At 54.8% G+C, this 12895-nt stretch carries 11 protein-coding genes; 9 read left to right on the top strand and 2 right to left on the bottom strand.

What is annotated here, in order from left to right; genetic code table 11:
- The first annotated feature begins 3 nt into the window (after window positions 1-3).
- Together G9U53_RS31530 and G9U53_RS31525 are read left to right on the top strand one after the other, a co-directional pair.
- Window positions 4-417 carry a hypothetical protein gene (locus G9U53_RS31530; RefSeq protein WP_147343801.1) on the top strand — a complete coding sequence of 138 codons (414 nt, stop codon included), beginning with the start codon at window positions 4-6 and terminating at the stop codon, window positions 415-417.
- 260 nt (window positions 418-677) lie between these two features.
- Complete coding sequence (locus G9U53_RS31525) at window positions 678-1610, top strand: hypothetical protein (RefSeq protein WP_242692853.1); 933 nt, start codon at window positions 678-680, stop codon at window positions 1608-1610.
- A 13-nt stretch (window positions 1611-1623) separates the two neighbouring features.
- On the opposite strand, the gene G9U53_RS31520 is transcribed toward G9U53_RS31525, so the two are convergent.
- Both G9U53_RS31520 and G9U53_RS31515 read right to left on the bottom strand, forming a co-directional pair.
- Complete coding sequence (locus G9U53_RS31520) at window positions 1624-3120, bottom strand: sugar transferase (RefSeq protein ID WP_083471109.1); 1497 nt, start codon at window positions 3118-3120, stop codon at window positions 1624-1626.
- 153 nt (window positions 3121-3273) lie between these two features.
- Complete coding sequence (locus G9U53_RS31515) at window positions 3274-3966, bottom strand: GAF domain-containing protein (protein WP_083471108.1); 693 nt, start codon at window positions 3964-3966, stop codon at window positions 3274-3276.
- 949 nt (window positions 3967-4915) lie between these two features.
- On the opposite strand from G9U53_RS31515, the gene G9U53_RS31510 reads away from it, so the two are divergent.
- The 7 genes from G9U53_RS31510 (at window position 4916) to G9U53_RS31480 (ending at window position 12893) form a co-directional block, all read left to right on the top strand.
- The gene (locus G9U53_RS31510) at window positions 4916-6442 is read left to right on the top strand and encodes a sugar transferase (protein WP_054186729.1); all 1527 of its coding nucleotides are present in this window, start codon (window positions 4916-4918) and stop codon (window positions 6440-6442) included.
- Window positions 6443-6666: 224 nt separating this feature from the next.
- Window positions 6667-7554 (top strand): glycosyltransferase family 2 protein, encoded by an 888-nt coding sequence (locus G9U53_RS31505; RefSeq protein ID WP_165639877.1) that lies wholly within the window; start codon window positions 6667-6669, stop codon window positions 7552-7554.
- A gap of 43 nt (window positions 7555-7597) precedes the next feature.
- A complete protein-coding gene (locus G9U53_RS31500) occupies window positions 7598-8584 on the top strand; it encodes a hypothetical protein (RefSeq protein WP_147343800.1) in 987 nt (328 codons plus the stop codon).
- The gene (locus tag G9U53_RS31495) at window positions 8529-9959 is read left to right on the top strand and encodes a hypothetical protein (protein ID WP_147343799.1); all 1431 of its coding nucleotides are present in this window, start codon (window positions 8529-8531) and stop codon (window positions 9957-9959) included. The genes G9U53_RS31500 and G9U53_RS31495 overlap by 56 nt, the downstream gene beginning before the upstream one ends.
- Before the next feature lie 65 nt (window positions 9960-10024).
- A complete protein-coding gene (locus G9U53_RS31490) occupies window positions 10025-11068 on the top strand; it encodes a polysaccharide pyruvyl transferase family protein (protein WP_054186725.1) in 1044 nt (347 codons plus the stop codon).
- Window positions 11065-11613 (top strand): acyltransferase, encoded by a 549-nt coding sequence (locus tag G9U53_RS31485; RefSeq protein ID WP_118605244.1) that lies wholly within the window; start codon window positions 11065-11067, stop codon window positions 11611-11613. Before G9U53_RS31490 ends, G9U53_RS31485 begins: the two co-directional genes overlap by 4 nt.
- A gap of 41 nt (window positions 11614-11654) precedes the next feature.
- Window positions 11655-12893 carry a Coenzyme F420 hydrogenase/dehydrogenase, beta subunit C-terminal domain gene (locus tag G9U53_RS31480; protein WP_083471105.1) on the top strand — a complete coding sequence of 413 codons (1239 nt, stop codon included), beginning with the start codon at window positions 11655-11657 and terminating at the stop codon, window positions 12891-12893.
- The last annotated feature ends 2 nt before the right edge of the window (window positions 12894-12895 follow it).

Below are 12895 nucleotides of genomic sequence, written 5' to 3'. Positions count from 1 at the left end.
CCGGTGCGAGCAACCATGTCGCTGTATTGCTTTGCGGCGAATCCTCGTCGGCCGCTTTCAGCAGGAAATCAAAATGCATGTTTGTCTTGGCGCATCATTGCGCAATCATTCTGCGGCAGCGCAGGAGTGAACTTCGATCAGAGGAAAAGGATCTCGAACCGCACATTGCTGAGCTCCCTCCATCATAAAAGTGGCTCGATCTCAGCGAGCATGGCAGCCGATCCGTGGAATACACTACTACAAGTGGAGGGTGCATTACGGGACAGAAGCGCGGGTGCGCACTGGCCACTCAGGATCAACTCGATCAAAGTGGATGCCAACGCGATTGATGTTCGGTTGCCGCGTTACGGAGTAATTATCGCCATCAATTTCGAAGAATCGATGATGCAGACCACGTCTTCCAAGGCCGGAGTGTGAGGCGCGTTCGGTCAGGGCTAGACCTGAAGCGCGTTGAGCCACTGGTGCAAATCGTTGCGGGACTGGCACTCAACGCGTTTCCTGCAATCTTTATCGCAGTATTCGCACGCGTTGCACCCATCGAACAGCAAGGCCGCCTTGCTGTTTCGCTGGCGATCGGAACCTACGTGGCGCAGGTGCTGTCAGCGTTCGTTGTCGAGTCCCGCCTTGCCACCCCAGAAGCCGATCACCAGGTGTCAATGCCTTGGTGGATAGCATGGATGAGCTTGGTATCCGGGACCCTCCTCATTGTGAGTCCGGCGGTTCCGCCAACGCCCATCACACTGATCGGAGTTCTGGGACTCTCTTCAGGCTTGTTGATGGCCCGGACGATCGGCGTGGTGCGGGGTAGATGGAAGCTGGAAACGGCTGCCGCTGCGATCCTCATGGCAGGTTGCCTCAGCGCATTGGTCCTTGCCGTGTACGACAACTCCAACTGCGTCAGGGTACTTGCAGCGGGTGCCCTCTTGGCCATTCTCATCAGATGTTGGCCACTGCCTGGCCGCCGGGATCTGAGTTTCCCGCCTGACCTGACCAAGGCTGCCTGGGTTACCGGCGAAACTGCGTCAGTCGGTATGGTCCAGCCGGCATTGGCGTCTTTCATCCTGGCCGTTCTCGGACCGTCAGCTGCTGTGGGATTCCGGGTTGTGTCAACCATTTCAGGGATTCTCGAACCGATTCTCGCCTACGGCCGAGTACGTCAACTCGCCCACGGACACAAAGGTGAGGTAGCCAATGTTGCGATGATCATTGTGGTCGGAACAGCGGCGATCTTCGCTAGTGCATACCTGGGTGTGTGGAGCCTGATTTTCGGTCCTGCCTGGAGCAGTTCACTGTATATCGCGCTGGCAGTAGCCTGCGTGTGGAAGTTGTGCATGCTGGTGACAACAATCCCATTTGCCGCGCTACGCCGGGCAGGCCAAACGAAAATGGTGTTCTGGCTCAGGGCGGCGAACACCGCTCTTTACGTGGTGCTCGGACTGACTTTCTTGTTCAGCTTCCATTCCAGCACTGCGATCTTTCTTTCGTTTGTCATCACCGAGGTGCTGATGTTCGTGCCATATCACGTGGCAGCTGCGAGGCTAGCGCCGGAGTACAACTCGGTCTTCCTCAGCGGGAGGCGAGCGAACAGTCTCGCGTCGGAGAAGGCATGAAGACTGCGCCCCGTTATTCGGCCTGTTTGAAAACTGCCAGCACGGTCAGCATCAAGATCTTGATGTCCAGCCACAGAGACCAATTCTCGATGTAATAGTTGTCCCATTCGGCGCGGTCGGCGATCGAGGTCTGACCGCGCAAGCCGTTGACCTGAGCCCAACCCGTGACGCCCGCCTTGACACGGTGTCGCTCGCCGTAGCGGCGAATCTGCGCCTCGAAAAGGGTTACGAACTCTGGGCGTTCGGGCCGGGGGCCGACCAGACTCATATCACCCCGGAGGACATTCAGCAGCTGGGGGAGCTCGTCCATCGACGTCGACCGCATGAGTTTTCCGATCCTCGTCCGTCGATCGGTTCCCTCGACACCGCCCGGTGCGCTACCGATTTTCGGAACAAACGTCACGTGGTCGGGATCGGGTAGCCGCATCGAACGAAACTTGAGGCACCCGAAGATCTGGCCGTTACGCCCCACTCGCTCTTGAGCAAAAAATATCGGCCCCGGTGAACTCCAGCGCACCAAAAGCATGAGAGTGAGAAAAAGTGGAGACAGCGCAAAAAGGATGCAGCCGGCGGCGATTCTGTCGCTGACGTGCTTGACCCGGAACTGCCAGCCTCGCGGATTCGTGTGAGGCACTGACAACAAAGGCATACCGCCGATGTGGTCGATAAGGCTCTTCGAGCCGATCACCTCATACATGCGTGGCACGACCCACACCCGGAGTCCGTGGCGGTGGGCGATGCGAACCGATCCGGTCAGCAGTTCACCATGAACTTTCGTGAATGCAATGACCAGACGTTCAGCCTGGGTTTCGGCGATGACGGCCTCTAGTCGATCCACAGTGCCCAGGTATGGAACCTGATCGGCCTCCGCCCCCTGGTCGCTGCTTATGTGGGTTTCGTCCGACAGCACTCCGACAGGGTTCATGCCGTGTTCAGGAGCCGCGATCATCCGAGCGATCACGTGCTGGGTGACCTGTCCGGACCCGATGACCAACGTGGGGGACACGAGACGAGAGCGCCGTTGCAGGCGTCGTTGGAGCACCACGCGAATCAGGCGGCCGAATGGAATCAGGACGCTCGCGCACACCCACAGCTTCGTCACGGCAGCACCGGGGCGATCGGCGATCCCGAATAGGACCAGCGCGCACAGCAACAGCATTGCCGCGATCGAGCCGGAGGACAGGATCCCGTAGAACTCGTCGAGGAATCGCCGGTTGAGCGAACGGCGATATAGCGACCGCGCACCCATGACGATTACGACCAGGGGAACAAACACCGCGAAGCACCACATCGGGGGATGAAGCAAAATTGATGTGAGTGCCCACCACCACGCGAGTATCACCGCGATCGTCGCCGACAACACATCGATTGAAACACTGACGATGGTGCTCAGCGGATCGGTCCGAATGAGCTGCCCGAATGTTTTACGAGAATTCGAAGAAGTAGGTGTGGGGGCTTCGAGGGTGGCCGAAATTTCGACCTCCAACAATTGCGGCAATTCCCACTCCATCCACGACAGTTCCGGATTATTCAGACAATTGGTACATTCACCATTAGTCACACAGTATAGGGGTCCTAACGATATTTTCCGTAACAACCCGCGCATCGTTCGAACGCGATTTGACGGCTTGATTAGCGATCAAAAGACAGTCGGTGACGGGATCTATTGGTCGAAGATTACGTTTTGAACGACGTCGGCAAGGTCGGTCATGATCTGGACCTCACCACTCGACCAATGGTGCGCCTGGGTGTCCCAAGCGCACAACGTACCCACGGGGAGACCTGCCTCATCGAAGATCGGTATGCCGATGTAGGCGCGCACTACGCCGCTTTTGGCGGCCGAATGTTCACTAAGTACCGGGTGGTCGGCGATATCGTCGACTATGAGTGGAGAGCCACTCACGACTGTGTATACGCAAAGCGAGTCTGGGAGGGGACGAGTCCGCTGTTTCCCCATGACGCCTGAGCGGGAGGCGATCCCGGCGTTAACTTGCTCGACGCCGGTGATCATGTTCAGTGCAGCGTTCGGGATCCCGACTGCGTCTATGGTCAATCCAACTATCCGATCCACTTCGGGATGTGGGCCAGGCTCGAGTAGTCCGGTGTCGTAGACAGCGCGCAACCGCGCGCTGTCGTTGAGCGCCGACCACATGTGCGACTGCTCGCCATTGACAGCGGCACGCGCCCCTTCGGAGACGGCGACATGGGCGGGATCCGTACACGCCTCGTTCATCGCAGCGAACGGGTCGCGAGTGGCTCGATCGACAGAATCCGTGATCGTCTCCTCGCGTTGATCCGTGCCATCGTCGCTTGCATGTCCGGAACTAGTTGCGTCTGTCGGACTTGGTGGTGTCATATCTCTCCCGGCGTCATAGCGTCACGAAGAACTGTGCCTCATTTTCGGTGTGTATTGAAGCAGTTGTCCAGTAGTTCTTCGGGTCGCTCTGGCGATCGTGCCGGGTGATGGTTCCGCGCCCAAACCATCGGCGAAACGACGAGGAGCCCTCGGGTGGCAGCGAGGGTGACGTCATGGAGCGGCCAGCCGGCCGGCATGCACCGTCTCAAGGCTCAGTTTATCGAGGAGAAACGGCCGACCTCATTTCGACCATATCCGCGGGTGGACCGCGGATATGAAATGACGAGACGATGTGATTTGCGCCACTTGTTGTGCTTGTCTTTGAATTCGAGTGCGAGAGATTGCCTGCGTGAACTGCCGGAGGGGGCCGCATGGCGGCGAGCATTCGCCTATCGGTTGCGGGATTTAGTACTCTGCAGTCTTCGCAGGACCAAGGTCCTGAGATATCAGGGTGGTTAATCCCATTCCGCTAGGGCACCTATCGAGCTCTGGCTACGGGTACGGAAATTCGTTACCTGCAAATACCTCGTTAACCGGCAATGCTGTAAACCTGGGGGCGTAGTTAAGGATTTTAGTATCCAGGACGAGTAGGTGACCTGCTAGGAGTTTGCCCATTTGTGAGGTGGATACGAAATTTTCTCGATCAGCATCGTGGTCGAGGCCTTTTTCGCTACGGAGAATCACCGGCGGCGCAACGCAGCCGCCACGGCGGGTCCCGCCGTTGGCCTGCAGGACCGTCGCGAATACATCCCAAATTCGGACAACAATGCGAGGATGCTTGCGTGCTCCGTAACGGACAGAGCGAAAACGCGATTACTCATGTTGACATGGAAGCGAAATACTTGCTTCGGGCCGGTTTGGGCTGAGCATTTGCCTCGGCTAATCTACAAATCGCCATGTTTAGGGCGCTTTCCGCTCGTCGGACGGCAAGGAAAGGGGAAGCGGTCCAGTGACGGCGTTCTACGACAGTGAGCAGTCCCACGCGCGCCTTCGTGCGGTCACCGACGCTCGGTCACAGCCGTCGACACGTCACCGGTGGCAGGCCAACTACGTCCGGCGGTTGGCACTCAGTGACTCAGTGATAATCATCGCGGCGGTAGCACTCGCGCAGTGGTTTCGTTTCGGAGGAGAATCAGTTGGAGTGACGTCAGGTGGAGTCACCCCGAACGTGTCCGGTCAGTACAGCTATACCGCAGTGTCGCTAGTTCTCGTACTCATGTGGATCGCGACTCTCAGCGTCTTTCGAACCAGATCAATCCGAGTAATCGGCAGCGGACCCGAAGAGTACAGACGGATCTTCGTGAGCACTGTACGACTCTTCGGTCTGATCGCGATCGTGAGCCTGCTCCTCCGGCTGGACATCGCCCGCCTGTATCTCGCTTTCGCCTTCCCCGTCGGCCTGGTGGCGTTGATCGCAAACCGTTGGTACTGGCGACGCGTCATCGCCCGCCGACGTGCTCACGGCGAGTTCAGAACGTCCGTACTCGTTGTAGGTAGTCGCCAAGGAGTAGTAAACCTAGCTGAGAACTTCGAGCGTGGAACGGCTGACGGCTTCCAAGTCGTCGGAGTGTGCATTCCAGGACATAACCGAAAAGTGAGCCAGGCGATCACAGTTGGTGATCGAAGCATCCCCGTGCTCGGTAACGAACATGACGTCGCCCAAGCGCTCGACGTAGTAGGGGCAGATACTGTCGCTGTCACCGCGACCGAACATCTCGGGTTGGACGGAATGCGCAAGCTCGCATGGGATCTGGAGAGCCAGCACGTCGATCTTGTCGTGTCCCCTGGCATTCTCGATGTCGCAGGACCTCGGCTGTCCATGCGCCCCGTCGCAGGCCTCCCGCTGATTCATGTGGAGCGCCCGCGATATCACGGGGCCCAGAAGTTCGCGAAGACGTCGTTCGATCTTTTGTTCGCAACGACGGTGTTACTTCTCATCAGTCCGGTGCTTCTCGCTGCAGCCTTAGCGGTAAAACTGACAAGCGCAGGTCCCATCATTTATAAGGCCGAACGTATGGGACTGGACGGCCAACCGTTCCCTATGCTCAAGTTCCGCTCGATGGTGCAGGACGCCGACCGACAAATTTCCGCACTGATGAAAGACAATCAAGGTGCAGGCGTTCTCTTCAAGATACGAGACGATCCGCGAGTCACGCCGGTAGGGCGATTCTTACGCCGCTACTCCATCGACGAACTACCACAGTTCTTCAATGTCCTCCGCCGCGAAATGAGCGTCGTCGGCCCGCGCCCGCCTCTCCGCCGCGAGGTAGAGACCTATGACGGAACCGTCAGCCGACGACTTCTGGTCAAGCCCGGAATCACCGGACTTTGGCAGGTCAGCGGACGATCGGACCTCTCCTGGGAGGACACCGTGCGGCTGGACCTTTCCTACGTCGACAATTGGTCAATGATGGGAGACATTCTGATCATCGCCAAGACACTCAAGGCGGTGGTGGGGAGCGATGGGGCATACTGATTCGCTTAGTGGCGACTGAACATTATTCAGACGAGCTGGGATTCAGACACTTGGCCGATCGCGTGTCGCCGCCGGAGAACTAAGTGCCAGGCAGTGGGCGAGAATTCAGCTTCCGCGTGACTTGCTCTATGCCGGGAGAATCCATGATCTGCAGTGCACAGCAAGCTTTTTCAGAACCGACGGCTTGCTCCACACAGAAAGTCTCCACACAGAAAGTAAGGGCGATGTCAACATCCGGTACGACCCAATCGGTTCATTCAGGTACGTCGAAGTATACGGCTGTCGTACTTTACTACAAGCTAGGGCCAGACCTTTATAAAACCGTGGCGTCACTGGTTGGCCAGACCCTTCCGCCTGCGAGAATTGTTGTGGTCGATAACAATTCAGGCGACGGAATCGTCAGAGAGGTCTGTCGGAGGTATCCTCAATGCGAACCCTTGGTGCTTTCAGAAAATGAAGGTTACTCCGGTGGAATGAGTGCGGGACTTCGGCGCGTGTCGAAGTATGGACAACGGATTCTCTTCATGACTCACGAAGTTATCCTCGCTCGCAACTGCGTTGAAGAGATGACTCGCGCGTTCGAAATGAATAGCCAGTTGGTGCTTGCCTCCCCGGTGCTGACGCACGGCGTGGGAGGGCCAGTTTGGTCCCTCGGCGGAAAATTCGGCAAATTTGGAACGGTCCAACATATCACAAGTGTTGATGATCTGGACACGCTCGAATGGTTAGATGGAGCTTGTTTGTTCGCAGAGATGAATGCATTCACGACGATCGGTGGTTTCGACCACGATTACTTCCTATATTGGGAAGATGTAGATATATCTGTAAGACTGCACGAGGTGGGCGAAATTTCGTGCGTAGCAACTGCAATGGCATCTCAGGGAACTTCAATGGCCCCTACCTACTTCAAACTGAGAAACCAGGTCATGTTCTGGCGAAAACAGCAGAACACCGTTAATGTCGTTAAAACCATCGCGGCGGCAGTTGCAAAAATCTTGCTTCGTGATCTTAGGCATATGAATATCCAAGCAGTTCGCGTCCGACTCTTGGCGCTCTGCCATGGTTTCACTGGCAACATGTCAGTAAAGTACAACCACGTCCGGGTATCTTGACATGGCACTAAACTCGGTTACACGTTCAACCAATATAAAGATTGTGAACCCGCTTCCTACTACCTTGGCGCACTATCAAAAAGAACTTATTACCATGCTTTCTGATGCAGCGCCCGATAAGAGGGTGGAAGTACTGCTCGAGGTGGGCGACCGTTTGGATTCCACACCGAAGAAAATCATTTCTGCCGTCTCGATTGTGTGTAGAAGGTGGCGATACTCACGAAGCGAGCAGAGTACATTCGTCATAATTTGGCCGCTGTTTGGTTATCTTGATGTTTTGACGTGGCTCTTAGTTGCCAGAAATAACAATGTCGTTATCATTTACCACGACCCATTGCCGCTTCGTAAGCAAATTGGTTTCTCAAGACTTGCGCGAACCATCTTCTCGCGCGTTGCCAAAACAACCGGAATTCGAGCTCTCTGCCATACACAAATCGCGAAGAATGCACTTTTAAGGGAAACGAGGATTGAGTCGCTAACCGCGGGCCATCCACTGATCCGTAGTCGTCCTGCGTTTCGCGAATACGGCAATGCTCCGGCTCCCATGATGCGCGGTCCGGTGACAGTACTAGGCCAATTCAAAGCCGCTCGCTCGTTAGAACCCCTTGTGCAGATATCAGGCAGTCTGAGCGGCCGATATGACCTTCGCATCGTGGGGAAGGGCTGGCCGGCGGTTTCGGGTTGGACAGTCATCGACGAGTTCATCGACGAGGACCGGTTTGATTCATTGATTGCGGAGTCAAGTTGTGTTGTCATACCTTACGATCACTTCTTCCAGAGTGGGGTTGCAGTTCGTTGCCTCGAGTCCCGGATCCCAGTTGTTGCACCTCGTCACGAGCATATCGAGGCACTATTTGGCGTGGCGTGGGCTGGCCTAGTTGACCCACAGACAGATTGGGTACAAGCAATAATTGCCGTTACTGGAGAATCGATAGAGCTCGATGACACGGTCGAACGCGCATATAGTCAGGTACGTGATCAATGGGAAAAATTGTTCTCAACGACAAATGGAAACCAAGATGTGGCGTAACGGTCCGCAGATTATTTCTCTGGCAGCAGTAATTGTAATAGTTCTCCTGCTGCCATCCTTGGGTACTAGCGCAATGGTTCTTGCATCAGGAGCTACGGCCGTGATATTAGTAGTCTATGTGCTTCGTTCAAAACCGACGGCCCTATTGTTCTTGTGGTCTATAGTAGTACTCGCCACGCCGCCTTGGATTTCGTTCTATTTGGTTGGGTTCCGCATACCTGTCGCTGCCGCAGTCTCGGTCGCAATAATTGCTGTTCTGATGGGAAGAACACCAAATCGTTGGACCCTGGCCGACACGTTGGTTGCCCTTCTTGCCGTCACCGCAGTAATGGCCACTTCAGGTTTTGGAAGCCCTCTGCATCTCACAACTCAAGTTCTCTTTGAATGGGTCTGCTGCTACGGCGCCGGGCGGATGCTATCCACCGCTGACTTCGTCCTAGTCGGTAGCAGGGTCGGTGGAGTTCTTGGGTGGCTCGCCGTTCTGCAAGTGGCTCTCCAACTCAACTTCGCACGATACTGGCCATTTTCCTACTCCTCAGATGGGAGTCAATGGTCAGTTCTTCAGGAGCGCGGCGATCAGATACGCGCGGAAGTCACGTTGGGGCACTCGATTGCACTAGGTGCAGTTCTGACCATGCTTTTGCCATTTGCGCTTAGTAAGGTTCGCACTTTGATAGATAGGATTCTCGTAGCGGGAATTCTTATCGGTGTTCTAGCCACATTTAGTCGCAGCGCAATGCTTGCTGCACTGATTGTAGTTCTTTTGAGTATTATTTTCTCCGAGATTGATACCGTAAGAAAAATTGGCGCGTTAGCTATATGCGCTGGCGGCGCTTGGTTGGTGCTGAGATACTTCACAGACACAGTGGGATCATCGACCAACAGTGTTGAATTAACGGACAGCACTGCCTATAGAGAGGGTCTTCTAGGAATCGTCGGACAAGTCCGGCCGTTGGGTCTGGCGGGCGGGGCCATTCCGGCAGCAGATGGAGTAACCTATAAGTGGGGCCGCTATTACTCAATCGACAACGGGCTGCTTTACCTCGGCCTTTACCTGGGGTTAGTGTGTGCTCTGTTGTTTGTTGCATTATTGGCATGGGTGCTCTCGAAGTCGATTAAGCGGAGATCATTCTTGTTTTCAGCAGTTCTGCTTTCGCAGCTGCCTTTTATTCTGACTGTTGCCCCAATCACTCAATATCAGAATGTTCTGTGGTTACTTCTCGGAGCAGCAGTGCATCCGATGCATGGTCGGAGGACCCCGAGTAATAGAAATGCAGCCGAAGCAGAACAGCCTGACGTCAAACACGACCAACGAGCTCGGGTGGATTCGCGCCACAGATTAGCTGCCGCCGCTCCAACGCTTGAGGAGATTTGATGTCCCACTCTAGAAATCCGCGAGTTCTCGTTTTGTGGGCAGACGCGCATAGCTCGAATCTAGGAGTGCAAGCACTAGCCGCAGGTACCAAGTACCTGGTTTCTGCAATCGCAAAATCAGCTGAAGTTTCGCACCTTAGCTACGGTCCGGCCCGGTCGAAAAACATCAAACTTACCGCCAGGAACCTCAGCTTGGCAATGCTGGGGATGAATAAAGAATTGACGGCGTTCCTTGCGACGTTTGACCTGGTAGTTGACACCGGAGCGGGTGACAGCTTTTCGGACATATACGGCATGCGGCGGCTATCCGAAATGAGCGCGCTTCGTGCACTCATACAACGTCTCGAGATTCCACTCGTGCTCGGCCCGCAAACGATCGGCCCCTTTGACACTGTCCTTGGAAGGTTGGTTGCAAAGAAATCTGTCGGAACTCAGGCGGTTGTTATAGCAAGAGACTATTCCAGCCGGGACTCTGCTGAGACTTTGCTTAAACGGACGGTACCGCTAGCGTCAGACGTAGTCTTTCTCTTGCCAGCGGAGCATTCCGGAAAAAGGAGCGGTGTGTCGCTGAATGTTTCAGGGCTCCTCTGGCAAAAGAATTCTCATGTCGACTACAAATTCTATCGAGAACAAGTTATCGAGTTCGCAGAATCGGCGATAGGGTCGGGTAAGAAACTCACGCTAGTCTCTCACGTCATTGATCCTTCTCATCCGGACAACGATATCGACTCGGTGGATGAGTGTAGTCGAATCCTGGGTAAAAAAGCAGAAATATTTCACCCGGAAGATCTTGCAGATATCAGGTCTCATTTAGCTTCGGCAGAGATTGTAGTAGCTGCTAGAATGCACGCCGTCCTGAATTCTCTTTCGCAGGGCGTGCCGGCGGTGGCTTGGTCCTATTCTCGAAAATTTGCTCCGCTGTTGAGCGATTTGGGATGGCAGCACAACTTCGATCTGAGGGAGAGGCGCTCAAGCATCTCTGCCGATACCTTGAAGCTTGTCATATCTTCCCGCACGTTGGATAGAGAAGCCGAAGGGGTGCGACGGAACGCCTACGCAAGAATGACCTCGGTGATCGAATATTTGAAAGGAATTGCGGACAAACAATGAAACTGATTCGTAAGGTTGCCGATATAGGTCGCGGATTCAGGCTGTTTATTGCCTTTATTTTGGGCCGCATCCCAGTTCACAGTTTACGGTTAGTTGCTTATAGAAAGCTTCTGGGTATGCATATTGGCAGGAATTCCTCTGTTCATTGGCGGACAGTGTTCTTCGCCCCTGAAGGCGTGAGCATCGGCGAGAACTCAATAATTGGTAATGATTGTTTTTTAGACGGTCGCAAAGAAATCAGTATCGGTAAGAATGTCAATATTGGTGGCCACGTGCAGATCTACACACTAGAGCACGATCCTGATTCAGAGGACTTTGGAACGAAAGGGGGGGCGGTCGTTATCGGAGATTATTGCTACATCGCGACGCGGTCAACAATTCTGCCTGGAGTGAATATTGGTGAGGGCGCGGTGGTTGCAGCCGGAGCAGTGGTGACACGAGATGTTGGTGATTATGAGGTTGTCGGTGGAGTTCCGGCTCGCAAAATCAAAGATCGTCCCCGCAAACTGAACTACGAACTCGGATACCATATGCCGTTTCAATAGGTTCGTGATAAGAATTTGCAAAATGATTGGCTCCGTTGAGTATGGAAGGGCTTATTGTCGTGGGTCGGGATCCATTGGAAAAGATCATTCGTCGTGTAGCTGCTAATGGCAACTGCTCAGGCTGTGGTGCTTGCGTATTAGTATCACCGCGCGTCAGTATGGGGTTAGATGAAGAGGGCTACATGCGTCCTCGGCTAAATAGCGTGTTCCCCAGCGATGGTTTGAGTTCTGCAGAGGAATCCAAACTTTTCAAGGCGATCTGTCCCGGAGTAGGACTAGCGGCGCGGGCGGCGACTGAGATGAGGCACCACGAAATATTTGGCGCTTTCGTATCATCTTGGCAAGGCTGGGCATCTGATCCAGATATTCGGTTTAGCGGCAGCAGTGGCGGAGTAATCACGGCCCTGGCCGCTTGGCTCGTGGAAACTGGAAGAGCGACATCCGTAGTAGGTAGCCGAGGGGGAGAAACTGATCCTAAACGCACCGTTACGGTGAGTGTCGAGGATACCGTTGGTGTAAAGAGTATCTCGGGTTCACGATATGCACCTGTTTCTAATGTCGAGTTATACAAGGCGGATGACTCCAGGCAGGTTTTTGTCGGCAAACCCTGCGAGGCGTCAGCGGCAGCCAAGTTGAGTGAAGCAGCAGGTGTTCAAGATCCCCCAATCTTGTTGTCCTTCTTTTGTGCTGGAACCCCCAGCCAGCTCGGGACCGACAACCTGGTCCGGTTGTTGGGTCATGCAAACGACGTTGACGACGTGCGCTATCGAGGTAATGGATGGCCTGGAGAGTTTCGGCTGAGCAAGAACGGACAACGCGTTGGGTCGATGTCTTATGATGAGTCGTGGGGACGCCACATCGGGCGGCAGATACAGTGGAGATGCAAAATTTGCCCGGATGGCACTGGCGGGGATGCAGATATTTCTGTCGGAGACTTCTGGGCGGCGGACGCAAATGGCTATCCGGTCTTTGATACCGCTGAAGGCAATTCAGTCGTTATTGCCCGGAGTCAACGGGGAGCGGTCATCCTGCGCGAAGCAGCCGCGGCTGGAATTATTGCTCTTGCACCAGTAGATTTAGACGATGTGGCGGCTATTCAACCGTTGCAAGTTGAGCGGAAAATTACATTGTTGGGTCGACTTGTGGGGAGGATCGTGACGCTGAAGCGGGTACCTCGATACCGCGGATTCGGTTTGGCCGTTTTAAGTACTAGAGGAATTAAGAAGTCGACTCGGGCTGTCGTGGGTACGGCACGTCGATCAGTTCGCTGGATGCAATAGCC

The organism is Rhodococcus sp. D-46, assembly GCF_011290655.1.
In the GTDB taxonomy this organism is placed as follows: Bacteria; Actinomycetota; Actinomycetes; order Mycobacteriales; family Mycobacteriaceae; genus Rhodococcus_F; species Rhodococcus_F qingshengii.
The sequence above is the reverse complement of the archived record's forward strand: the minus strand, read 5'-3'. Positions and strand labels throughout refer to the sequence as shown.

What these genes read in the sequence shown, in the direction of transcription:
- G9U53_RS31505 (WP_165639877.1), top strand. Translation starts at nt 6,667, where the DNA reads ATGTCAACATCCGGTACGACCCAATCGGTTCATTCAGGTACGTCGAAG.
- G9U53_RS31485 (WP_118605244.1), top strand. Translation starts at nt 11,065, where the DNA reads ATGAAACTGATTCGTAAGGTTGCCGATATAGGTCGCGGATTCAGGCTG.
- G9U53_RS31480 (WP_083471105.1), top strand. Translation starts at nt 11,655, where the DNA reads ATGGAAGGGCTTATTGTCGTGGGTCGGGATCCATTGGAAAAGATCATT.
- G9U53_RS31515 (WP_083471108.1), bottom strand. Translation starts at nt 3,966, where the DNA reads ATGACACCACCAAGTCCGACAGACGCAACTAGTTCCGGACATGCAAGC.
- G9U53_RS31520 (WP_083471109.1), bottom strand. Translation starts at nt 3,120, where the DNA reads ATGGAGTGGGAATTGCCGCAATTGTTGGAGGTCGAAATTTCGGCCACC.
- G9U53_RS31525 (WP_242692853.1), top strand. Translation starts at nt 678, where the DNA reads ATGAGCTTGGTATCCGGGACCCTCCTCATTGTGAGTCCGGCGGTTCCG.